The organism is Rhizobacter sp. P2_G4, assembly GCF_056403575.1.
The window spans coordinates 133,802-157,703 of record NZ_JBFUFG010000013.1 but is presented as its reverse complement, the minus strand read 5'-3'; the positions used below and the strand labels follow the sequence as shown (position 1 = coordinate 157,703).

Annotated in this window: 20 protein-coding genes; 14 read left to right on the top strand and 6 right to left on the bottom strand. The window is 60.3% G+C overall.

Annotation, left to right across the window (positions count from 1 at the left end; genetic code table 11):
- The 4 genes from AC1DYS_RS28990 to AC1DYS_RS28975 form a co-directional block, all read right to left on the bottom strand.
- A partial coding sequence (locus tag AC1DYS_RS28990; RefSeq protein ID WP_477905003.1) for a hypothetical protein occupies positions 1 to 458 on the bottom strand: 458 nt, incomplete at its 3' end.
- A gap of 10 nt (positions 459 to 468) precedes the next feature.
- Positions 469 to 4,470, bottom strand: a complete 4,002-nt coding sequence (locus AC1DYS_RS28985) for a hypothetical protein (protein WP_477905002.1) — start codon at positions 4,468 to 4,470, stop codon at positions 469 to 471.
- Between the two features lie 11 nt (positions 4,471 to 4,481).
- On the bottom strand, positions 4,482 to 8,453 hold the full coding sequence (locus tag AC1DYS_RS28980; RefSeq protein ID WP_477905001.1) for a hypothetical protein: 3,972 nt from the start codon (positions 8,451 to 8,453) through the stop codon (positions 4,482 to 4,484).
- A 784-nt stretch (positions 8,454 to 9,237) separates the two neighbouring features.
- The gene (locus AC1DYS_RS28975) at positions 9,238 to 9,435 is read right to left on the bottom strand and encodes a hypothetical protein (protein WP_477905000.1); all 198 of its coding nucleotides are present in this window, start codon (positions 9,433 to 9,435) and stop codon (positions 9,238 to 9,240) included.
- 363 nt (positions 9,436 to 9,798) lie between these two features.
- Between AC1DYS_RS28975 and AC1DYS_RS28970 the strand changes: the two genes are divergently transcribed.
- The 13 genes from AC1DYS_RS28970 (at position 9,799) to AC1DYS_RS28910 (ending at position 21,755) form a co-directional block, all read left to right on the top strand.
- Positions 9,799 to 10,542, top strand: a complete 744-nt coding sequence (locus AC1DYS_RS28970) for a hypothetical protein (protein ID WP_477904999.1) — start codon at positions 9,799 to 9,801, stop codon at positions 10,540 to 10,542.
- Positions 10,543 to 10,781: 239 nt separating this feature from the next.
- The gene (locus AC1DYS_RS28965; RefSeq protein ID WP_477904998.1) at positions 10,782 to 11,516 is read left to right on the top strand and encodes a hypothetical protein; all 735 of its coding nucleotides are present in this window, start codon (positions 10,782 to 10,784) and stop codon (positions 11,514 to 11,516) included.
- Between the two features lie 91 nt (positions 11,517 to 11,607).
- Complete coding sequence (locus AC1DYS_RS28960) at positions 11,608 to 12,951, top strand: hypothetical protein (RefSeq protein ID WP_477904997.1); 1,344 nt, start codon at positions 11,608 to 11,610, stop codon at positions 12,949 to 12,951.
- 312 nt (positions 12,952 to 13,263) lie between these two features.
- Positions 13,264 to 13,617, top strand: coding sequence for a helix-turn-helix domain-containing protein (locus AC1DYS_RS28955; RefSeq protein ID WP_477904996.1), 354 nt, complete (start codon positions 13,264 to 13,266; stop codon positions 13,615 to 13,617).
- Positions 13,618 to 13,900: 283 nt separating this feature from the next.
- Positions 13,901 to 14,152 (top strand): helix-turn-helix transcriptional regulator, encoded by a 252-nt coding sequence (locus AC1DYS_RS28950; protein ID WP_477904995.1) that lies wholly within the window; start codon positions 13,901 to 13,903, stop codon positions 14,150 to 14,152.
- A 488-nt stretch (positions 14,153 to 14,640) separates the two neighbouring features.
- Positions 14,641 to 15,147 (top strand): hypothetical protein, encoded by a 507-nt coding sequence (locus AC1DYS_RS28945; protein ID WP_477904994.1) that lies wholly within the window; start codon positions 14,641 to 14,643, stop codon positions 15,145 to 15,147.
- A complete protein-coding gene (locus AC1DYS_RS28940; protein ID WP_477904993.1) occupies positions 15,144 to 16,145 on the top strand; it encodes a relaxase/mobilization nuclease domain-containing protein in 1,002 nt (333 codons plus the stop codon). Before AC1DYS_RS28945 ends, AC1DYS_RS28940 begins: the two co-directional genes overlap by 4 nt.
- A 130-nt stretch (positions 16,146 to 16,275) precedes the next feature.
- Entirely contained in the window at positions 16,276 to 16,989 is a 714-nt protein-coding gene (locus AC1DYS_RS28935) for a hypothetical protein (RefSeq protein WP_477904992.1), read from the top strand.
- 116 nt (positions 16,990 to 17,105) lie between these two features.
- Positions 17,106 to 17,858 (top strand): hypothetical protein, encoded by a 753-nt coding sequence (locus tag AC1DYS_RS28930; RefSeq protein ID WP_477904991.1) that lies wholly within the window; start codon positions 17,106 to 17,108, stop codon positions 17,856 to 17,858.
- A gap of 80 nt (positions 17,859 to 17,938) precedes the next feature.
- Complete coding sequence (locus AC1DYS_RS28925; RefSeq protein ID WP_477904990.1) at positions 17,939 to 18,487, top strand: hypothetical protein; 549 nt, start codon at positions 17,939 to 17,941, stop codon at positions 18,485 to 18,487.
- Between the two features lie 60 nt (positions 18,488 to 18,547).
- On the top strand, positions 18,548 to 19,891 hold the full coding sequence (locus tag AC1DYS_RS28920) for an NYN domain-containing protein (RefSeq protein WP_477904989.1): 1,344 nt from the start codon (positions 18,548 to 18,550) through the stop codon (positions 19,889 to 19,891).
- Between the two features lie 408 nt (positions 19,892 to 20,299).
- Positions 20,300 to 20,821, top strand: coding sequence for a RadC family protein (gene radC, locus AC1DYS_RS28915; protein WP_477904988.1), 522 nt, complete (start codon positions 20,300 to 20,302; stop codon positions 20,819 to 20,821).
- A gap of 427 nt (positions 20,822 to 21,248) precedes the next feature.
- Positions 21,249 to 21,755 (top strand): single-stranded DNA-binding protein, encoded by a 507-nt coding sequence (locus tag AC1DYS_RS28910; RefSeq protein ID WP_477904987.1) that lies wholly within the window; start codon positions 21,249 to 21,251, stop codon positions 21,753 to 21,755.
- Positions 21,756 to 22,065: 310 nt separating this feature from the next.
- Here AC1DYS_RS28910 and AC1DYS_RS28905 read toward each other — a convergent pair whose 3' ends face one another.
- Both AC1DYS_RS28905 and AC1DYS_RS28900 read right to left on the bottom strand, forming a co-directional pair.
- Positions 22,066 to 22,545 carry an RNA polymerase sigma factor gene (locus AC1DYS_RS28905; RefSeq protein ID WP_477904986.1) on the bottom strand — a complete coding sequence of 160 codons (480 nt, stop codon included), beginning with the start codon at positions 22,543 to 22,545 and terminating at the stop codon, positions 22,066 to 22,068.
- Between the two features lie 29 nt (positions 22,546 to 22,574).
- Positions 22,575 to 23,384, bottom strand: a complete 810-nt coding sequence (locus tag AC1DYS_RS28900; protein WP_477904985.1) for a transposase — start codon at positions 23,382 to 23,384, stop codon at positions 22,575 to 22,577.
- Between the two features lie 191 nt (positions 23,385 to 23,575).
- On the opposite strand from AC1DYS_RS28900, the gene AC1DYS_RS28895 reads away from it, so the two are divergent.
- Positions 23,576 to 23,863: a helix-turn-helix domain-containing protein gene (locus AC1DYS_RS28895; protein WP_477904984.1), complete on the top strand. Its 288-nt coding sequence runs from the start codon at positions 23,576 to 23,578 to the stop codon at positions 23,861 to 23,863.
- Positions 23,864 to 23,902: the final 39 nt, after the last annotated feature.

Genomic DNA, 23,902 nt, shown 5'->3' with positions numbered 1-23,902 from the left:
TGGCTGGCCAGGACGAAGGTCATCAGCGCACCCTGAGGATCTGAGGATCGCCAGAGCACGTCATTCTTTCGATAGGTCTCTTCTTCGATCGAGGGCCCTTTTCTGTACGGCAGAAAGTGCTGAGGCGAATCCCCAGACGACCCTCTTGCGTAGATGCGAAACCTCTGCCGGATGTCTCGGAACGCTGCCTTGATGTCCTTTGTCGGATGCCGCTTGTAGGTGTAGCTGTAGAAGTCGAGATTGATGCTCGTGCTTGACCCCGCTCGAATGCGTTGGACCAATTCCACTTCGGGATTCGAAGTGACTGGCTCTAGCGCCAGCAGATCCTGCCAATTATCAGGATCGGTCGACGCTGGGTTCGAAAGCGGGCTGACGCAGGCGGCATGTAATCCGCCGACATTGAGAAGCAGCGCAGTGATCACGATCGCGGCCCTGCCGGCAAGAGATCTTGAATTCATTGGCTTGCCCTCACTTGCCTCGAATCGATCGTGACTGCATTGGCTGGCCGAATCTCAACTTCACCAAATTGATTGCGCCGTTCTTCCCGTCGACTACGCCCTCAAAGTACCTGGCTCGCCCAATGCGAACGACACGCATAGGAATGGGTCTGCGCGGTGCAACTTCCAGGTTGACACTGACGCCTTCTACGTACTGAAGGCTCTCGAGCTCGAAGGAAGCATGAATGTCGTAAACCGGACCGACGGTCACCTGCAGTGCGCCAAGTCGCTCGGTCCAGACGACCGGCTCCTCATAGAGGACCGATGCATATACCCAAGCGGCTGTACTCGAGAGTTCGAATCCTGGCACAGAATGCGGTTGATGCCGGTACAGGGCCAGTCCACACCAGCCGAAGAACTGGCTGTCGACTGCGACATCGAAGTACCAAAGCCGTCTCTTCCGATCGAATCGAAGTGCAAAGCTTGCCAGGCCGACTCGCCGCGTGTCCGCGATGCGCTCGGGAAGCAGAGCGTTGTCCCTGTATAGAACCGGTGCGGATCCTCCAAGGACTTGCGCGGGATACAGAGTTGAGTTCAAGCGGGAGGCGACTGTGGAGGCCGATTGCAAAGTCGAGAAGTCGCTGGCCACAGGCATGCGTCGCGTCACAGCAAGCTTTGCTCGTTCGATGGGGTCCTCTCCCCACTGAGTGACGTGCTTGGGAACTTCAAAGCTTGGCCCCGCGGGCTGCGGGCGGTCGCCAACGCAAGCGATTGCGATGCGCTCACCCGGTCCCGACTCGAATGCGGGACCGTGCAGATAGATGCGCATCGCGAAGGTGGCGGCTTCCGGGGAGCGCTCTCCTTCCTGCTGGGGAACGTGTTTTAGAGGAACGGCGTATGCCACCTTCGGCGCACTCAAAGCCGTCGCGCTAGGAACGTCGAATGCAATTGCTGGCGATCGACGCCTCTGCTCAAAGCTAGAGCCGCCGTCATCCCCAAAACGACTGGTGCCAACGGCTTCAACGGAGACCATTCGCCGGCGCGAATCTGGTAGGCCAAGCTCCTCGAGTTTCACAACGCTCTGCGAAGACGTGTCTGGCGCGAGAAGGATCTTCGATTCAACGCACTGCGAAGTGAAGGTCCGATTGATCTCCTCGATCCACTTAGGCCTTCGCGCTAAGTCCGCAAGCGCTCTGGGGTTCGGAGGTTCCGGCTCCTCAGGCTGGAAGACGACGTTTCTGCGCTTGGTGGACGCAACTCCTGTTTGTAGAGTGAATCCGTATTCCGATGCGGAATCGACGATGTCTGACCAGGTGGCTTCAAGCCAAACTTCCTTGGTCGAAGGCGCGTCCACCTCAATGCTGCCGGAGAGAAGGGCAACATCGGGTTGCGACGTACGTTTGGATGCGATGCCAGGTCGCGTCATGCTAGGCGTATAGGCGCCACCGCCTGTTCTGTGCCGAACTGAAGGGACGTAACGCGGAACTGGAACGGCATGGACTGCCTGAATAACTTGATCGGCCAGAGTTGGGACGAGGATCTGAGCCACTGAGGCCTTGGTCACGTACTGCGAACTTGACGCCATCATCGAAGCGTGTCTTTGGAGCAGCTCGACGTCGAACAAGGGCAGTAGCGACAGGCGCGCGTGGCACGCAGGAGGAAGCTCGAGTTCGATGTGCTGGCAGCCTCGAAACAGGCCCTTCTTCGATAGTTTTGGAGCGCCCTCGTTGCGAGCTACAACGGTGAAGACGATTGGGCGAAAGTGCTCCCAGTCGCCAGGCTTGCCGTAGTACTCAGCAATCGGAGGCAGCATGAGATGTTGCACCCGAGTGCACACCGCGCCGTCAACTTCGATGCTCTCCGCACTTTTCGTCGGCTCCGCACCGTTGAGAATGCTGACACGGAAGGACACTCCGTAGACATCCGGGTCGCAAAAGTAATCGACGTCTGATGGAGGTTTGGGGAGCGCTCTGCCTACATCTCGAATGATCCGCCTTTGCTTGTGTTGTGTGGGTTCTGATAGATCATGAAATAGAAGCGCCTGATACCTCGCTGACTCCACGTCAATTGGCGCAGGGATGATGGTGAACTCGACCTTCGGACTGGCCTTGCTCACCACAATCTGTTCTTGCTCTCCTGCGGCATTCGTATTGGTGCCCGACCTCCCGATGACAACGCCGGCCTTGAGTGAGTCGCTTCGAAAGAACGGAAAGCTTTGTCTGTACCTCTCTTCACCGGTCCCAAGCTCGTCGCATGCGGTACTGCATCCGCCGACGAGGACGGTGCGAAGCTGGTATTCGTATTCTTCGCCGAAACGAAGTGCTTCGGTCTTGCCGTAGCCAACTGCGGATAGTGTGTAGAAGTGGTTGGGCGCGGGAGTCAATTCGGAGGGGTCATTTCCCATCGCTATCAGGTAGTCCTGGGTTTGACCTTTCGTGAACCCGTTGTAAACGGTCAAGTCGGTGCTCGAATAGCCACGACTATCGTCATCCGGTTGTTCTCTGTCGACGAAATCCTCCATATCTCCCTCATAGGAGGATCCGTCGGCCAACACTACGCGTTGGCGAATCCGATGGGTGCTTGTGAAACCTTGGTGCTTGTGATTTCGTAGATCGAGTCGATAACCGATCCAAACGTCCTCCAGGAAAACGCAAGGAAGCTTTCTGCTTCTCTCTTCCGGACTCTCTGCCTTCAGCGCGTCTGGGGTGACAAGGTCTTCTACTGGTGCGGAGAAGATGACCCCGGAGGTGTCGGGCGAGGCGAATCCGTGTCGATCATGCTTCAGTTGGTCCGGACCACGACGATCGACCTCGTCACGAAACTTGTCAAAGGCTCCGCGCCCTGGTTGCCCGTCCGCGCGTCCCAGGCTATTGCCGCCTTGAACCAACAGCTGCTTGGTGATCTGCTGTTCGGAATTGATGGACGAAGCGCGATATCTCGGTGTTCTCTGCGTGCCTTTCACTTCTGTCAACGCCGCGAGGACACCGGTTCTCAGAGTGCCGGAAACGATGTCTGAGTACGACGCCGGGTGAACAAATGGCCCGACGAAGAATGCGGTGGGCTGAACCTTCTCGATGGTGGTTGTTGGCCCAGCAAAGAGATCTGAGGCGTTCAGTTCAACGACAAGTGGGACGGCCTGCGGCAAGGGYCTGTCCGCAAATGCTCGCCATGTTGTGACGAATCCGCAGGTGCGGCTCAGAAGCTCGTTCTTCAGACACGACTGAAGCACTACGTTCAGATCGCCTGGCGTGGGGCCTTGATGGGCGGCATCTGCCATCAGACGCTGGTCATCCGGCCGATGCCTGCGATTCAGTTTGGTTAATGCCCTTGCGATGGCCGGCCTCGCCTTCATGGCTTGTGATACTTCAAGCGAGGCGCTCTGCAGTTCCGTTAGGTTCTCTTCGCTATCTCCGAGGAAAAGTCCATTTACAACGGCTTGCACACAACCGTTGAGCCACTTGGACGAACCGAGTTCGAGAGCGCCTACAAGCGTTTCAACGGTTTGCGTAGAAGGAACTTCGCCTTCCTTTGATGTAGTGAATTTCCTGAAGGGTTGTGGCGTTCCGATCTTCACCAGCGCTTGGGTCAAGCTGCGGATATTGTCCATCGCCTCGTTGACGTCGACAAAGTGATCACTCTTCAGCTTGTCAAAATCGGGTGAGTGCCTCGTGGGCTGAGACGTAGATGCGACTTGCCCCAAACCCATTAATCTTTTGAGCGCTCGGCGCTGACTGTCCGAGGACACCTTGTCGTCCTTCACAAGATTGAGATTCGCAACGGCCCTTCGCTCACCCGCCTGCCCGTTCTTCCACTCCTCGTATGTCCAAACGACGGCCCGCAATGTCGACCTGCGAGATTCGGAAAGCAAGGGATGCTGATCGACCACCGCGTTGAGAAAGTCATTGCCCGGCGAATCGCTGGGGGGTAGTGAAAGCTTCGAGACTAGCTTGATGGGGAAACTAAGAGGCGGCGAATCCGCGGCCCGTGTCGCGCGCCCGAGCGGAAGGCAAATAATTGTGTAGTTCGCTTTCACAGCCAAACTCCTCAGACGTAGCCAGCCACAACCCGACGGAAGGCGTCAAACCGATCGGCCGAGAACGAGCCATCGAATGGGGCATGGGAGGGAGCCTGCTCCATTTCCTCAGCTCTGCTCAGGCCAGCAGATGCCAACATGGACTGGCCACCGCCCGATTGCTTCTCGCGTTGAGTTGCTGAGAAGGAGTAGGAGTACCGCACGAACGCGATCTTTATCGAGACCCGGACCGTTGTCGTTCCGACAAGGCTGTTCCCGCTTCCCTCCTCCTTTTCCAACGTGATCAGTATCAATCCGCAGAAGTGGATGAGGCCTGCAACGGATAGGTTTGCGAACGCTTTGACGAATGCGCGGAGGACAACGATGCCACCCGATGGGGAATACTGGACGGAGTAGTAGATGCCCGCCATCAACCCAGCGTGTCCCTTCGCGATACTCCATTCGATCGGGACGTACGCGCCATACTCCATTGAGAACTCGAGCATGCGCATGCCGCGCGTTGTGACCTCCATGTACAAATAGGCTCGCCCGCCGTACCAAGGAGGAACGTAGATTGTGAGTGGCTGTTCTCGCGAGCTCAGCGCAAAACTTGCACTCAGGACGTCCCGACCAGAAAGAGGAATCATCAGACCCCATGACAACGACAGATTTGTCACCATTGCGGGACCGATGAAGAGGGGCTGACCTCCGCCCGGTGGGAAGTGAAGCGTTTGAGAGATCTTGACGTTGGCAGGAGAGATCTTTGTCTCGATCCCGTATTGGTTTCCGAGGCCTCCGAGAATGTTGGACAGCTGGTTGATAAAGGCCAGTGAGCCAGTGAGCTGAACGTCGGCAATGTCGGTATCGAACTGCTTTCTTCCATCCGCAGACATTTCAAATGAAACGCGGCGAAAGCTGATCTCGATCGCTTTGAAGACCAGGACGCTGAAATCTTCCATGCGAGCCATGGAAGAAAGGGTTGCTCGGGATGGGTCGAGCTTGATGTTGGAGAGTTCGAGTGGCAAGCCGTCGGCGCCAAAGTCCATGGCGGCGCGAGCGTTGAGCGTCAATGTCGCGTTTGGACCAGGTGTGAACTTGACTGCGCCAAGGTCGACTTCTTCGAAAGCGGTGTTGACCCAGTCGAGCTTTGCTTCGAGGCCCACTTTCAGCGGGATAGACACTTGCTCGTTCTGTGCTCCCTTGGCTGCTTCAATAAGTTGCTTCGGAGAGATTTGCTGTGGCGCAGAACCGATGGCGCGCATTAGGGATTCGAGGCCGACGACTTGATACGACCACTTCATGGGGGTCGCGGTGGCTCGACGCTGAGCAAGCCTCGGGGTGTCCGGCCCCTCCTCAGGGGCATCGTCGACAAGAATGTTTTCTAGCAATTTGGCAAAGGTTAGCCCGGGGAGAAGCTGCGCATCCGCACCGAACATTTCGCCAAGCTTCGCGAACGAGGTTGCCGAACGGGTGCGAACGCTTGCGATCGCCACGCTAGTTTGGGTTGGAAACCCCATGAGTGAGTCCGCAGCATCGGTCGCGCGTCTCAGGTCTTGGACGTTGCTACTGTCGTCGAAAGGTTCAATGTCGATCTGAGAGCGATGGGCAGCACGGTACGCCGCATAGTCCAACCGACGTCCCGCCGACAGAAGAGAGTTCTTCTTTTTCTGGTCGTAGCCCTCCCAGCGGCCAACATTGAACGCCGCATCGCCAACCGGACCAAAGCCGCGTGTGATCGAGCCGATGTGTGTATCAGGGACGGAGAGTCCGCCCGTCCCCTCGGAGGACGTTGTCGTCCCAAACTGGACTTCGTTGTCTACGTTGAGGAAGAGATCGACCGGTAGCTTGTTGAATCCCGCCATCCCGAAGTAAAGGCGCCTGATGCGACTCGCTTTTGCAGCCGGCGTCTCTGGGACTGCGCTCCCTGGCACGGTTATCAGGTCTCGGGCTTCAAGTGAATAGAGGTACGGCGCAGTTGCAACTCCGGTGCGGAGCGGGATGTTCGCCGTGTAAAGGTCGTCTGGAGACGTCGGCTCAGGGTCAAGGAAGGGACACGAGGTTGTCCTCGTATTCCGGAATGTTCCGATGATCCATTTCGCTTCTCCACCCAGCTGAGACATGCTGGGCGTCTGGAATTTCAGCGTACGCGCCCGAGGCACGAATGGGAGGGGAGCTATCCCCTCCGCTGTAAGTTTAGGAACGGGTCCTCGTACCCATTCGACCCAATCGACCTTCTGCGCCGTCTCTCCCTTGCTGTTACCTCGTGCCACTGCGATCGAAGCGGAGCCGTACTTGGCGAAGCGGAACGCCTCTAGATTCCACAGCTTGTCGAGGACCCGCAGGCCGTCGCCGGTCTTCGGGATCTGGTTCTTGCGGGGCGATCCTCCCGCCGGGGAACATGGGGACTGGCCTTGAGAATAGGTCCAGCCGGAGTTTCTCTCCCAAATGAGTCCGTTGGCTGCCAGCGCCTTGTTGCTCACAAAGATCGCGGGCATGCGTGACGTGTGCTTCTCACCGGACCAATCCGCGCCGACATGCTCAAACTCGAACGGCTGGCTCCCTACGGTGGGAACGAAGTAGTCGTAGTTCCGATACACGCCCGGATCCGTCTCAGCAGGAGGCAGATCTAAGGGCGGAGTGCGAACCGTCGTGATCGAGAACGATTCGAAAACTGATTCCGGGTGATCGATCCGGATTTGATTCGGCTGCGGAATCTGAATAAACGTCTGCTTGTACGCCGGAGCAACGAAGTGTCCGGACTCATCGAGCAGGAATACTCTCTCAGTCAAGGTAACTAACTCTGCTGGGGTGCCCCATGGGAAGAGGAATCCTGCGTCAACGATCTCAACCTTGTGGTCCCTGCCCAGGCTTGCTGAGTGGGTCCAACCTGTCAGTGCGCAGCCCGGAAACGGTTTCCAAGTGCTATCGAGCTCAAGCCACCCGCCACGTGCGCTGACTTGGAACTGGGTCACAGAAATCGACCGACCATCTGCGTAGCAAGCTGCGCTGCATGTATCTGTTCTGGTTGCCTGTGACTTGTAGTGGATGAGGGCGGACTCAACAGGTGCAACACCTGGCTTGCCGGTGTACGGAAATCTGCGCGATAGGCTTGTAGTTATGTCCAGGCGATCAAGCGAGCGTATCGCCGTCACACGCCCATTGGCGTCGGGCAGGGTCGTTCCTGGTACGTCCGAGTATGAGACGACCAGACTGCCGTCCGCGACTGAGCCTGTCTGACCTTCGCGCTTGAAGTTGCGTGCGCTGAAGACCTCAAAGCTTGCGCTTGTTCTGCCCGTCGCTTCGTCGCTCAGTGAGGCTGTCCAGATCTCGGTCCACCCATCGTGAGATCGAGGAATGACATTGGTCTCCCATTGAAGATCTGCACTCGCGAGATTGGCATCGGATCGCTTGAGTGGAGTGAGTTCCAATCCCCATGGAATCTCGATCCGCGTCACCTCCCCGAAAGGCCGAGGAACAGTCAGCTCGTAGCGCGGAGCAGAAGCGGACAGGTCTGGCAGCACCATCCGGGCGGCAGACCAGTCCAGGAGGTCCTTCAGTTGCAGGTGAACACGGTCTCTGGAATCGACCAGAACGATCTCGCTGCCGGCACTTGGCATCAAGTCAATATCGGAAAGAACAGCTTCCGGAATGACCAGCAGCGGTTTCCCATCGTTCGCAATTGCGCGCTCTGCATAGTGTTGGGGCGGCAAGCTGAAGACGAGTCTGTGATCGGTACGTCCCTTGACCTTTCGGATGCAACGCTGGGACAAGAACCGCGTCTCCTCGTAGCCAATGGCGATGAGTTCGAGGTAGAGGTCGTCGACTTCGCGACGAAGTACGTATCGTGGCCAGCGGCGGTACGAGGGATCCCTTGCAATGCCTCCGCCTGGCCAGGTGACGCACCCGGCAACTGGACCGGAAACTGCAGCGGCGAGCGCGACGCGAAGCAAGCCACGACGTTGGAGCGGCAGCGCCCCATGAAGGCCGTCACCTTTTGAATTCACGCCATCCTCCCCACTCGAGTCAGCTGCATTGAGCCGGGCCAAGCCCACTGCAAGTGGTCCTCAGACGGCTGGTCGGATTCCCTCGGCGCGGCGCACGATCGATACGCCGTGGCATTCGTCTTCCGGGTCGGCCGATGCATTGCGACCTCGTCTCGACCCTGCAACTGATGTGTAACACAGCGCCGTCATACGCGGTTCGTTCAAGTTAGGGATGCGCGTACAGCGCTGCTGAGGCATGTCGAGACGGAGCGCGACGTGCCGGCGCCAACGATCCTCGCTCCAACTTCGATTGGCCGACGGAGCGGTTTTCGATCAGAGTTCCAACCCCTTGCATGTTTGCGCTGAGGTCGTCCCCTGGGGACACTTCAATTTCCGCATTGGGTCTATTCTGTTGAAAAACTCGGTTCGAGGCACGAGCGTCGTTCGAACGGCGACAGTTGACCTCTCAGATCGATCCAGGATCGACGATCACGGCTTCGCCAGGGGTTGAAGCACAACCAAAAGCTACCTCAAAGAGTGATCGGCGAGTTTTTCAACAGAATAGGTCGCGATCGGGCCTTCGTCCCGCGGAAGGAGTCGGTCGAGAGCTGCCGCGTGCTCCCCAAAGTACGAGTCACCGGTCTAGAGGGAGCAGCGGTCATCGGGCTGGCGGAGTGGCGCGTGACCGCTTTCAGTCCTTGCAGTCGTTCAACTCTTGTCCCCGACGGCAGAACGCAGTCTCAAGCGGCCACCCAGATGAGCACGGCCAGCACCCGCCGGTGAGATGAGTGGCTGTCCGTGCGATCTAGGTCAGTTCAATGGTTCCGCTTGGACTTTGAGGCTGCAACGGCTGAAAGAAGAACCTCACCGCATCGGCCGGCGGTAGCCTGGGCCAGGACCGCTGCAGGTCCTCGGCGAGTGCCGAGGCATCGTCGCGATGCATGTCGGTCGCGTACCGCAGCACTTGCGCTGTGGCTCTGCAGATCCATTCGTTGTCGAGCATTGCTTCCTCCCTCGTTGATGAAGCAATTCTTCCTGCGGCGGCGGCTTCCGAAAATCCCTCCTGCGACGGCCGGCCAACGGGGGTGATCACCCCTATGGGGGATTAACGTGCTGCTTTCAACACCGGTGCCATACGACCTTGAGGACAGCAGTGATGATCCAAGAATCGAAACGCAATTCGATTCGCATCCACAGTATTGAGGATAGGTTTGGCTCACTGGTCTTGCTGGGTATGCCAGATCGGTTCAGCATGAGGTGCGTTGCAGCTCATGGAGAAGCAGATCGGGTGTCGACGTCTGTTGACCAGCGATCATCATCTCGCCATCATGGGCACGCTGGGACCTCCGGTTGGGGAGCTTGCGCGATGTCGGGAAAGCAACTTTTCATTGACGTACCTCTCGTGGGTGCTGGCCTGCTAGCGGTCTCCTTGGCACTTGCCGCATTTTGGCCGTCAGAGGATCCTGCGGCGTGGAAGGGCTGGCTTGCATGGGTTGTGATTGGTGTCGTCGACTGCTACCTCGCCTTCGTTTTGGCGCTCTCCGCGTTGCGCAGTGATGACAAGACTTTCATCGAACGCAGGAGGTGGGTGCGCCGCTTGTTTCCGAGCCGGTCCGCCGGGTTGCTGCTGGCTCTGTTGATGATGGTAGCGGTGGTGCTTGCGTTTGGGCGGTGGTACCTGCTACGGCCCGGCATGTTCGCCGACATGAGCGCAGGCCGAGCGTTGTACATCAGCCTCGGAACAATTGGCTTGAATGACTTTGGCCCCCTATGCAACTACGCCCGGGGGATAGTTGCCTTCGAAATGTTCAGCTCAATTCTCCTGGTTACCTGCGTTCTCGGTCTGTTGGTGTCGAGGCTGTCTTCATATGTCGACTATGAACTCACTGCGACGACGACCTCGCCAGCAGCTTCCGTCGAGATGCTTCCTTGGTTTGACGTGGAAGGAGTGCTGAGTCCTCTGACAACAGCGCTGCAGGTCAGTGAAGGGACGCGTGCTGATTTGGTCACCTCTCTGGAAAGCGCGATGGACGAGGTTCGCGCCGGACTCAAGCGGATATCAAGGCCTACATTTCTGGTCTGGCTAAGCACAGCGCTGCGCAGGCGGTAGTCGCGCCGCGGATGCGAGCCTCAAATGGTTCGTACTCACGCCGAAAAGCTCATTCTGAGGGTGGAGGCCATCGGGCGGCTCGAAGCACCGGCACCGCTCATGTTCGGACAGCCGGAGTCGGCCAAGAGCAGACCGCCACCTCCGCGCTCGAAACCGGCCGATCGACCTTGCAGGCATAGCCGGTCCCGCGAACCCTGCTCCCTGGTCCAAAATCCTGCAACCCTAAATTTACTTCGCCTATGTCGACGACTCCCTTTACACCAGATCTCCTTCAAGCCATCAGTGACTGGCAGCGAGGTGGTGATTCGAAGCAGATCAAGAAGCGGGGGGAAAAGCTCAAGGCACTGTGCGCCGGTCTGCCCGACGAGTACCGTTCCGCCCCTTCCGCCTGCTTCCGCCAATTGGCCCTTCAAAAGGCCAGCGTCTGGGATCTCATTGCAAAGGACTTCCTTCCGGAGAGGATATCCTCGTGGACTCTCGACTCCGACGTTGCCAAAGCATTCAAGGGGGGAGTGCCGCCGGACGGTTGGCAAGGGGTTGTCCTATCGATCAAAGCCCCGCCCAATGGGGTGATTGTGAACCTGTGGAAGCTATACAAGACGCGCGAATTCCTGGACGCGCTCGACCATCACAAGCACGTTATCAGCGGTTTCTCCGAGGGCGCCGGACGGTACCGTGGGACTCAATGCGAGATCGTCCTTGAGGTCGATGCAGTCAGCCAGGACGACATCTATTCCCTCGGTGGGTACTCAAGCGGCTTTGACGACCTCGTGAGGCAAGCCGCTGAAATCATCTACGGCACGGAACCGACGTCAGCCGAGGTGGCTGAACTGGAGTGGAAGTCAGAGCACCTCCGCACTACGGCAGGTCCTCGTTGGTTGGGTTACGACGGGACCAAGCGGGTCCTGCAACGGACCAAACCAGCGGCTGCGGTTCTCCGTGGGGTCAAGAGGCAGGAATTCGAAGGTCGCTGACAGCCTACAGCCTGTCCCGCCGACGAAGTCGGACGGACCTTATCTGACGCCACTGGAAGCAAGTGGGCAAACCGGAATTGGAGATGACACGGTGACCGGAACAGATCCATTCTGGATCGCGCAGCGCAAAGGCCAAGATTGGCGTGACGAAACCATTTTGTCAGCCATCGAGTGGCTCACTTCATTTGCAGACAGTGGCGACTGGGCGCGCCGGATGGACAAAGCACTCCAGACATTTGATGCCGCCAGGCAAGCGTGGGTGGCGGGTGAGCGGCGCCCCCTCTTCGATCCCAATGATGCAATCGCCTGGTATGCGTTTCAGGCAAATGCCTACGCTGCCGCTCGGCGGGACTGGTTCGAACCGGAAGCGTTTCGCATCGCCCCGATCTTTCGGCGGCTAGGGCAACTCTTGCCGGAGTTGAAGACGGTTTCTGGCATCGCAGATCGCATCTCCAAACTGATGAACGGCGGCAGAAGTCAGCCGGACGACGGCCTCTTTGAGTTGCTTGTCGCCGGCGCCTATAAATGCCGTTCATGGAACGCAGTAGAGTTCGTGCCGGAGCGACCTGGCGTGGCCAAGACCCACGACCTCATGGTTTCGTCCGGTCGACGCCGCTGGGCAGTGGAGTGCAAACGGGTGAACCGATCCGGCTATGAGGCCGCCGAGTACGATCATGGCCTGAGAGTTGCGAAACGCGTGCACGATCTATGCCGTTCGCAGAACTGTTCTCTGGTAGTGGAGGCGGTTTACCAGGTTGAGCTTTTGGAGGTCGGGGATAGCTACCTTGCGGAGCGCGCGGAAGACTTCCTCGGGGATCCTCGACGCAACAATTGGAGCGACTCGTTGAGCCGAGGCCAAGTGCGGCGTGTCGACTGGCGACTCGCGAGAACGGTCTTGGAACACGACGATGTCTTCTTCGGCTCCAGTCGCATGGTGGAGTTGCTGGTCGGCACGTATGTACCGAACGTCGATCACAGCGTTGCCGCAGATTGGACCCCTGCACCTCAGCGCCCGCTTCATGCAACCGCGATGAGTCGGGCGAGCGTTGTGAGTTGGCTCAGCGCGTCAACCAGTGCGGCAAAGCGCAAGGCTCGTCACTTCAGATCACTTGTGGCGAAAGCAGAGGAGCAATTGCCCGACGATTGCCCTGGTATCGTCCATGTGGGTTACGAGGCACGGGACGGGAACTCGGTCGACGACTTGCGACACGCAATGAACAGCGCCGAGATGAAGACTTTCACAGCAGATCGGTCGCAACTGCGCTGGGTCTACGGCAACTACCTATCACCGGAGCATACAAACGCCCGCAACGAATCCTGTGCGCTCAGCGAGACGACCGCAACTTACAAAATCGGCAACCATCGAACGACTTCTCCGCTCGCGGGCCACCTTCTCTTCGATGCTGGCCGAGGTAGACCTGGCGTGCACTGGTGACGGCAGCGAGGACGCCCGGTCCCAATAATAGGCTTGCGGACCGCGGCGCGCACGGCGCTAAGACCGCTTCCCCGGCAGCCGACGGTCTGCTCTGGGTCGATACGAGCAGTTCGCGTGCCGTGAGAGCCGTCGTTCGGCGCCGGTATCGTTCTCGCTCTGGCCCGTGAGCCAGTGAGTGAAACCGCGAATCATCGGGTCGGCCGTTGACGGCACAATCTCCGCATGCCCAATATCGCATCCGTTCTGAAAGCCGAAATCTCTCGCGTTGCTCGCAAGGAGATCCGAAACGAAGCTACAGCGCTCAAGAAGGCGGTGAGTGCTCATCGCGCCGACATCGCCGAACTCAAGCGGCGTGCAAAAGAGCTGGAAGCAAAACTTCGTCAGCTGAACAAGTCGACTGCCAAGAACGTGCCGGCTGTCGCGTTGGATGACTCGGCGCAAAACCTGCGCTTCAGTGCCAAAGGCCTGGCGTCACATCGCAAGCGACTCAACCTGTCTGCGGCGGACTGCGGTCTCCTGCTCGGCGCATCGGACCAGTCGATCCACGTGTGGGAAGACGGCAAAGTTCGGCCGCGGGCCAAGCACTTGCCGGCCATTGCCGCGCTGAGGACGCTCACCAAGACATCCGCGGCGGACATCGTCGAGTCGCTGCGCAAGGCTGCTTAGGGACTGCTAGCACGCCGCGCGAAAGCGGAATAAGAAAAGCCCGCGACCATTGCTGGCGGCGGGCTCGGCTTCAGATCTCCGTCTTTGCTGCGAGGCACAGGCCCGGTGCTCAAATTCCGCCGGAATTCATCGCGCGATTCGACCGCTTCTGGTCCTAGAGTTGACGGGCACCTGTCAGCTTCGACGCTCCCGAGTTTGTTCTGCTCGATGATTTCTGGCCCTGAATCGTCGCGCGAAATGACTCCCGGCGGGTGCAGCATCAAGCTGGCAACACGGAGGTCACATGGCTCAACCACCCGATGCGCTCGCTGCGATCAGTCAGGTTCGGCAATCGCCAGCTCCTGGTGACGTTGTCGCGGTGCTCCTGCGTCTGCCGGTAGTCATGCACGTCACGGGACTCAGCCGCTCCACGCTCTACCGACTGATTGCGGACGAGCAGTTCCCTCGCCCTGTCCGACTCGGGCCCCGTGCTGTGGCATGGCGGCGTTCGGATGTGGAAGCCTGGAGTGAAGCGCGTCCCGTCACCGCGCACTGATCACGCGGGCACTCTTCATCCTGCGTGCGCCGTGGCTGAAGACGACATCGCAAGGGAATCGTGATTCAGCCTCCACGCGAGCGGGTGACGATCGATCTCCGGGGGATCGGTCCCAGGCTGCATGCTCATGCCGCCGCTCGCGGCAAGACGAGGGCCCGCGGTGGTTCGTACGACGGTCATTGCGATGCTCGATGCGGAGGGTGCCTCGGCGGCGCCGGGTCGTGTCGAGTCGATCGACATTCGAGCCATGAAGGTGAGGCTGCTTCCCACGGGCGCAGGGATTTCGATTCGCCTCAAGGCAGAGAAGGAGATTCCTTAGATCGCAGGAACTCCTGCCACCTGTGTCCAGGCCGCGGTTCGTGGCCGCCGCTGAATTTCCGCGCAGATCCAGCAGCACGGTGCACTTGTCCGGCCCGTAGATTCAGGCATATCAATCTCTCCTGGAGCGCGACGTGGCGTCTGGCTCACGCGATCGACTGACCATCGACATGCGCGGCATGCGCGAGCCACTGCAGGCGCTCGCAGCATCGCAAGGGCTGAGCACCTCAGCCGTCGTGCGAAGGGCGTTGACGGGGTTGCTGGAGCCTGGACCCGACGCAATGCCAGGCCAGGCCATGGTCGCGCGTGGCGTCGAGCCTTTGGTGAAGGTGACGTTGCGACTGCCAACAGGCTCTGCCTTGCTATTGAAGCGCCGCGCTCGTGGCGCCAACGTGCCGCAAGGTGCCTACGTTGCGGGTTTGATTGACGGGGTGCCTCCGCCTGCGTTGCCTCGCGATCATTCGGACGCCATCGCTGCGCTTCGGTCTTCTACAGACCAGCTCGCCGCGATCGGAACCGACCTCAATGCCCTGATGCGCTTGCTGCGCTTGGGCCCGTCCCCACAGGTTCAAGGCTATCGAGATCGCGCCCAGTCCCTGGTCGAGGATGTCCGCCGGCATCTCGACATGGCGTCCGACCTGATCGCGCAGGTACGAGCCGCCAGAGGCCGCCGATGAACTCGCGTGCGCACATCGACGGCGTGCTCGTTCAGTGGGGAGATAGGCTCTTCTTTCCGTCCAATCGCATCGTGAAGCCGGCGCCGACGCCCCGGCTTAACGCAGGGTCGAGCCGCCAGGCTGAGACGATCCGGCGCCGCATCGTGGCGCATGTGTCGAGGCGAGTGCCGCAGGTGATGGTCAAGGTGACGGGCGGCGGTCGCGGGATGGGCGCGATCGCCGCGCACTTCCGGTACATCAGCAAGAACGGAAAGCTCGGTATCGAAGATGACCGCGGCGTGGTGCGCGATGGCAAGGAGGCTGTCCTCGATATCGCCGAGCAGTGGCGGCGCAGTGGTGCAAGGATCGAGGAAGTGGGGCACCGGCGCGAGGCCTACAACATCATGCTGTCGATGCCGGCCGGCACCGACGCGGAGATCGTGCGGAAGGCGGCGCGCGAGTTCGCGCAGGCCGAGCTTGCGGCGCATCGCTATGTGATGGTGCTCCACCAGCACCAGGCCAACCCTCACGTGCACCTGAGCGTGAAGGCCGAGTCGAGGACTGGCCAACGACTCAATCCGCGCAAGTCGGATCTCCATCGCTGGCGCGAAACGTTCGCCGAGAAGTTGCGAGGATGGGGCGTCGAGGCAGAAGCGACGCGGCAGGCCACGCGCGGGGCGACGCGGCGCTACGATCCGATCTGGCGTGTGAAGGCGAAGACAGAAGGCCGTCTGAGCGAGGGCGAAGCGCCCGGCAAGGCAGGCCCCAGATTTCAGGAGAGTCGCGACAGTGCGGCCGAGGCGTGGGCGCACATTGCGCAGGCGCTGAGTTTGTCGGAGGACTCCGCGGACAAGGCATTGGCGAAGGAGATCGTCAAATTTTTCCGGGAGTCTGCCTACCTGAGGGGAGTCGCACAACGCCACGGCCGCGATGTTGCACAACCGGTCAGGCTTCGTGTCAAACCCGTGTCTCTCTCACCCGGGATAGAGAAGGACTCGGCCCGCGACATCGAACGTTGAAGCATTGAAGAACCGAGCCAACTCGTAGATGGTTGGGAACTCATTGTTCAGGACGGGAATAATCTCGCTTCATACGGCGACATCTGGTCGTCTACTTCCCGTTGGGCGTCACTGATCACTACCTACGAAAATGACAGAAGCTGAGATCAAGGCGCTTGCCGCGGGAATCGGAAACATTCTGATCTCCAACGCAGCACACGGACTTGCGACATCGTCTATCCAGGGGCTTGGAGAAATTACCCTGCGAGATTCGCTTGTGGTTGCTGCAGCAGCGGCAGGAGCGAAAGCTCGTCAAGCATGGATCATTGATCGAGAAGTAGTCCCCAACGGATGGACTGATGCCCCCGTCGATCTGATGATCTCTCGCGTTGGGAACGGGACAAACGTCGTACTCATGGGCGGAACTGAGTTGAAATGGTGGCGGCGATCCGATGCGGCAAACGCAGGAAATCGAAGGCGCGATCTCATCAAAGACTTCCTTAGAGCTGCTGCCTTGTACCCAATCGCCTCTGACTTCTCGTTTGTCGCGCTTGTGGCCACGGCGGAATCTTGGGAAGCAACTACCGATACAGGTGGATCAGATAACACCGCCATGAGGCAGTTAAAGCGCAGCACTTCGCAAAACTGGAATGTGACAAACCAGATTTCAAGCGCGGCGCTCAAGTCGGCAGTGCGACTACTTCAGGGCCGAGTCCCGATCTGCAACATCTTTCACACCGAGCTCTTGTATTCGAGTAGGTTTTCAATCAACCAGGAGCGAGTTGCACTAGCGAAAGTTTGGCGCGTCAAGAAGCCACAGAACACTGTCTTCCTCAGCGACGCACAAATTGCGAACCTACTTTAGTAAAGTGACGCCCAACCCTTCCATCGAGAGGACTCGCCCCGGCAAGCCGGGTCAAGCCTCTCATCTCAAACGTTTAGCCGTCACAAGCCGCGCGCACGCCAACCCATACCACTTCGATGAATGAGTACAGCAAGCACAAGCTTGTTCAGTTCCATCACTCATTTCTTGGTCGAAGCTTCGATCAAGATGATGTCGCCCTCTTCATAGTCTTGGCGCGTGACTACACACAGAAGGGAAGCATCTTTAGGGAGCTCGGTGACTTCTTGGCGCATCCCGACGCGAAGGATCGCGGCATTGTTCTTGACAGCGTGCGCGAGGCGGCAGAAGCATTTGACCGTGACTGCCGCAAGTACCGAACCGACAGAGACTTCAAGCGACCCGTTTTCAAAGGCCTTGGAACACTTGAGGAACTTCTGGCCGAGCTAAAGACGGTGTTCAAGCTCGCAGACGTTCAAGGGCATAAGTTCGGTAGAGAAAGTGCAAGTTTCCGCGACTTTGTCTTTTGCGTCGTCTTCTTGTTGAGCGCCTGCAAAGTCAAACTGGATGGGCATCTCTACGAGCTTGAAGTCGAGTATTCGCATGCGCTATCTCTGAGTCTGCGGTACGAAAGCAGAAACGATCCTCGTCACTTCGCCATCATGCCTGTAGTGAGTTTGCTCAACGTCTGGATCGAGTGCCCAACGATCCCCATGCCCATGAAGTACCCTTTGCCGAATCACATCGCACGCCGGTTGACCGGAGGAGCGCTCGCCGCGATCTCATACAAGGACGACGATGCAACTCGTACGAAGTCTGCAGAGGCAATAGGCAGGGGAAAGGTATGGCCACTACCAACCCCAACTTGGCCCGACAGTGAGGCACAGAAGTGACGACCTACCCTTCATTCGAGACTACATGACTCGGCAAGCCGGTTCATGCCGCTCATCTAAAACGTTAGGCATAGCATAATATGCGGCTCACCCCACCATCTTTCATAGCACAGCTCGTTGGCAAAGATGAGCCAGCAGTAAAAGCCGCGCTGCGAGTTCGTTTGGCGCGAGACTTCGAGATTGAAGAAGAAGTTCAAGGCGTCCACATCATTGAAAACGTCACGGTAGCCGTCGACTTCATGCTTTGCGCGAAGGAACACTTGGTGGAGCGAGGTTTCCCTGCCGCGAAGATTCCGCTCGAAATCAAGCAGCTTAGCGATGAGTCAAACAAATCGGTACGAGCCGCCTGGCAGGCCATCACATACGCACAGTCCGTCTTCCAAGGCGTACGTCCACCCTTTGTCTTGCTCTTTCCACCAGTCAGGTATTTCTACAAGCGCGGCGAAGAGTGCGAGCACATCGCATGCTTGCACAGCCTCTTGCCCAAAGCAAACGTCGGCCAACTCGGTTTCCTTCGCAATGGCGAGTGGGAAATCTACTTCGCACAAGATCGCTTCTTCTCTCAATCCAAAGGTCTCGGGCCAAAGGCGCACCTGGCTTCCAAGCGCTATGTTGGCTCGTGGAAGTGAGATGCGTGACCCTTCCATCGTCCGGAAGGCAATCCTTGCCGATCGGGAGCAGGTAGAGACATGAAGAGCGCACTCTTTGTCGACTTCGACAACGTCTATTCGCAGTTGCGCCTCGTGCAGCCCGAGGCGGCCGAGCGATTTGCACGCCACCCGTTGGATTGGATCGGCTGGTTGACGGAGTCCCTCGCCCTGCCGGAACCCCACGAGGAAAACGGTCGTCGCCGCCTGCTCGTGCGCCGCTGCTACCTCAACCCCAACTGGTACCAGAACTACCGGCATGCGTTCCTGCGCGCCGGGTTCGAGATCGTCGACTGCCCGCCGGTGACAAGCCAGGGAAAGACCAGCACGGACATCCACATGGTGCTCGATGTCGTCGATCTGCTGCAGCACGAGACACGCTATGACGAGTTCATCGTGTTCTCGGCGGATGCCGACTTCACACCGGTGCTTCGCAAGCTGCGTCGCTTCGACAGGCGCACCACGGTGCTCGCGATCGGGTTCCCTTCGGCGGCGTACCAGGCATCGGCCGACCTGCTCATCGACGAGCGTGTGTTTCTCCGCGAGGCGCTGGGGATTGGCCGGGCCAGTTCGCCTGGGTCGGCCGAACAGCACGATGTGGGCGACGGTGCGAAAAGCGCGCTCCCGTCCGAGGGGAAGCCAGCGCCTGCGGAACCGAAGTCTGCGGCTGTGGTGCCTGTGAACTCCAAGGCAGAACCGGTCCCCAAGGTGAGCGCGAGACTGGCAACGCACGAGGAGCTGGTCGACATCGCGGGGCGCCTGTGGGCCCTGGTCGATGAGTCACCCTTGCCGGTCAATGCGGCTCAACTGGCATCCCGCCTGCGGGCTGAATACCCGGAGGTGCTGGAGAACTGGAACGGCCTGGGTGCGTTCAAGGCGTTCTTCCGGGCCCTGCGCCTGTCTCGCCTGTTGTGGGTGAGTGGATCCGGTGGGCGGGTCCTGGATCCGAGCCGGCATGAGCTGGAAGGGGCCCTGCCGGAGCAGGAGGCGGAATCGCCATGGTTCGGTGCGGAACAGATCTTCCCGCTGCTCAGGGAGGTCTGCACGCTGACAAACGCGCCCATGCTGGCACCCCGTGACCTGCAGGCGGTGCTGGCCGCGCTGGTCCGCGTGGTGGGCCGGCAGGAGTTCAAGCTGGCCGTCACGGTCCAGGCGGTCTGCCGCGAGTGCTTCGAGACCGGCGGTCTGCGGGTTCGTCCCCGCGATGTCACTTTCCTGGTCCGCGGCATGCAGATGAACGGGCACTCGTTCGGCCAGGGCGCCGACGATGGCCCGACGTTGGCGGCTCGGCTTTTCAACCAGGTTCTTTTCCTGTGCGAGCGTGAGCAAAGAGTTCTGGAACGAACCGAGGTCGAGCTTCTTCGCGCGTGGATCGGAGCCTCGTGATCGCGGTGGCGGGCCAAGTCGGAAAAAAGCGTGGTCGTGACGGCGATTGAATCGCTTGCGAACTGATTTGCCCGACGTCCACCGCGGGTTGTCGGGCGTGTCCCCGCTCGCGCGGGGCCGGGCCGTTGCGCTGCGCGTCGAGCCCCTGCCGGTCTCGCCCTGTCGGGCGGCCGTCCCTCACGCAACACGGCCAGGCCGGCGTGCCGGCTGAAATCACGAGGGGAGGGTGGGTGGATGGGATTGCTGTGAGGCCCGAGGGGGCCACGACGTGCTCGCCGTCAAGGCCTCCGCGCTTCGCTGCGAAGCGCTTGCGACCTGCGGTCGTCTTCGAGCCTTGACCGCTTGCGCGCGTCGTGGGGCCGCGGGGCCGCGGGGCCGGGCAATCCTGCCCGTCATTCGGAGACCGCCATGTCGATCCCTTCTTCCTCGAACGTCCTGTCCGATGCCATGTCCACCTTGCTCGTGCGCGAGGCTGATGGGCAGTACCGTGCGGCGAATCCCGAGGAGGTGCTGCAGCAGGCGCGACGCGTGCTGTCGTCCCGGGTGCGCCGTGGCGCGGTGTTCTCGTCGCCCGCGATCGTCAGGGACTACCTCCGCCTGCAGATCGGCGAGCTGGAGCACGAGGTGTTCTGCGTGCTGTTCGTCGATTCGCAGAACCGGATGATCGCCATGCGCGAGATGTTCCGCGGAACAGTGACGCAGACGACGGTCTACCCGCGCGAGGTCGTAAAGGCCGCGCTCGTCCTCAACGCGGCGTCGGTGATCCTGGCGCACAACCATCCGTCGGGTTCGCCGGAGCCGAGTCGCGCGGACGAGTTCCTGACGCAGACGCTGAAGGCTTCGCTGGCGCTGGTCGATGTGCGTGTGCTCGATCACCTGGTCGTGGGCGGCGGCGAAGTCGTCTCGTTCGCGGAGCGAGGGCTGCTCTGAGCTGCCGCCGGTGGCCTTCGGGCCACCGGTTTTCTTTTCTTGCCGTTCGAAGTGCGCGCAGCGGCTCGCCCGACGCGCCAGCCGCTGCGCTTGGTGTCACGCCGGTCGCAGGGACGCCGATGCACGAGTCATGTGGGCGGCGCCTCGCGGCAGCCGTCGCGCCAGCAGGCTGGCACGCCGTCCGCGCATCGCTCGGGCCGTGTGAAGAGCGGCAGCGCCTGACGTCGACCGGCCCACCGGATTCCCCCACGGCGCCCCCGTCCCCTGTGAGGGGGACTTGTGGGGGGATCTTCAATACGGTGGGCCGGGTGACCGGTTCACCGTTTCGGCTGCTGAAGACCGGAACAGCCACCCCACCCCCCGCCCGCCCCAGGGCGGGTGCGAGGAAGTCCGAGCAGAAGGATCAGTTTGAAGGAACACCAACGCGGTGGCCGGCTGGTTCTTCTTCAAGGAGCACATCATGGCTTTCGTGCGAGTGGAACAACGCAATGCGCGGCTGGCAACGGCGGTGCGGATCGAGTTCGTCAAGGGTCGCGACGGCGAGGTTGCCAAGGGCGTCGTCACCATCATCAGCAACAGCCGCCGCGGGTCGGGTGACGACCGGGTCGAGGAAGCGACCGCGATCCAGTGGACGCTGTGGGGCAAGCAGGCCGAGAACGCCGCCGAGTACCTGGGCAAGGGCTCGCGCGTCAACGTGGTCGGGCGCCTGCAGAACAACAACTACGACAAGGACGGCAGCACCGTCTACGGCTTGCAGTTCACCTGCGAGGAACTGGACTACCTCGACAGCCGTGCGGATGCCGACGCGCGACGCGGGCGGCAGGAAGGGGCGCGGGACGACAAGCCGACCCCTGCCAAACCGCCAGCACGGAGCGCACCGCGCGGTCGCAACGGACGCGGCGCAGGCGGGGCTGCGGTGCCTGGTCAGCAGTGAACAGACATCCGGCGGGCAGGGCGCTTGCGCCTGCTCGCGTTTCTCAAACCCAATCGATTGGAGTCACCATGCATTCATCGCACACATTCCACAGCCTCGCCACGCGATTCGCGGCCTACGACACCCGCAAGGTTGCGATGACCGCCATCGAGCTGTTCAGCGCAGACATCGTGATCAGGGGCGACTGACCGTCGGCCGCTCGACGGTCACTTCGCTGAGCCGAACGCGGTCCCCTCGGTGCAGCACCAGAGCTTGCGCAGGCACTGGTGGACAGGCCGCCCATCGAGCAAGTGATCCCGTGGAAGCTGCATTACCAGCCTTCCATCCAGGTGGTGATCTGCAGCGTCGCCTTGGCGATGTGCTTCTCGACCGTGCTGATGGCCAACTGGTGACGCTGCGCGATCTCCCGGTAGCTCAGGCCGTCGATACGATGGGCGAGAAAGATCTCGCGCGTCTGGTCACTCAAGCGTCCCAGGCAGACGCTCAGCCGCGCCATCCTTTCGCGCGCGAGCAGCACGGCTTCCGCATCCGGACTGGTGTCGACCAACACCACTTCGTCGAGAACCACCTCCTCACCATGGTTCGACTGCACCCGGTGCTTGTCGATCGAGAGGTTCAGCGCGGTGCGCATGAGGAAGGCCTCGGGCCGGACCACGGCTTGTTCCTGTTCGTAGCAGGCCAGTCGCACCCACGCTTCCTGCACCAGGTCGTCGGCGTCGTGCACCGTGCGCCCCCGGCGCATCAGCGCCGCCCTGACGCGGGACATCGCGGCTTTCCAGTTCGTGGGCATGACGTCGCTCGACGAGAGGGCGGGGCGTTTCAGTGACCCGCAACGGATGTCGAGGGCCGCGCCAGCCTTTTGCTGCCACGCCGCCCGATGCTTCTTGCAGAGCTGGCTGCGAGTGAGCCGAGGTCGCTCTCCGCACGCATGAGGGTTCCGGCGACGAAAGAAGCGGCGGTCTCCCCATCGTTGAAGCAGGTGCGCCCATCCAGCGCCCGACACAATCTCTGATCCAACCGGTGGGCGGCATCCTCGGCGCGACTAATGATGCGGCGAAGCCGTGGGGTCAATGCATACAACGGTCGGAGTCGCTCCAGTTCGGCCTCCCAGCGTGTCACCGCTGCGGGGTACTTCCCGCCGAGTGGGCTCGCCGCAAGGTCGGCCAGAGCTGCGCGTGCATCTTGAACGGTGCCCGCCGCGCGGAGTGCGCGGAGCATGCAGTCCGCCGCAACGCGGTCCGTCTCTGTCAGGTCGGCTTCAATTTGGCGGACGAAACATCCGATCGAAGTCAAGGCCATCGTGCGCGGGTATGACGCGAACAAGCTTGTTCCGATGACCTCCGGATCAGTTCCGGTGACGAACCGCATCGTTTCGAGACCGCGGACCTTGAGGTCCCCGAAGACTGTGCGCCAGAGCATGTCGCCTTCGCCCGGCGCGAGCCACACACCAAGTATGTCGAGCTGACCATCAGCAAGCGCTCCCAGCCCCCAATACACCGACACCCCGTGCGTTGATCCTGGCCGTCGTTCGTGCACGGGCAGGGCTTCGAAGTGCACCGATAGATATGTGGAACAAAGGGGCAATTCGCGCAGATCGACTGCTCGGGAGAAGTTGGTGGTCATCCGCATGTGCCCTGACTCCGCAAGTACGCACTTTGCACATCTCGCCCCCTCACTTCTTTGGAATCCCGAACCGCCCGCAACGTCCGTCGGATTCCGTCAACAGCTAACGCTGTTCACGTGAAATGAAGCGCCCCGTATGTGCGATTTTCGCACATACGAGTGGCTCAAGGAAGCTCGCGTCCAGCCAACGGGCGCCGATGCTTTCCTTTCCAAACTCCGACGAATACAACCACTTCATTGCAGAGCTACGAGCTGTGCGCGAAGAGGCTGGACTTTCGCAGGCCATGCTTGCCGAGCGCCTCAAGGTCGATCGCACGCTCGTAACGAAGGCTGAGGGCGGTGTCCGACGCCTGGACGTGATCGAGCTAAGGGCTTGGCTGCGTGCATTGGGGTTGGAACTTCTGCCGTTCATCGGCCGGCTAGAAGCAAGGCTCATACGGCATACCAAGCCGACCCACGTCAAGCGCCCGAGCGGTACGCGGTAAGGCGAAGTTCTAAGGTCGCTTCCCGGCGGCGTTCGATTT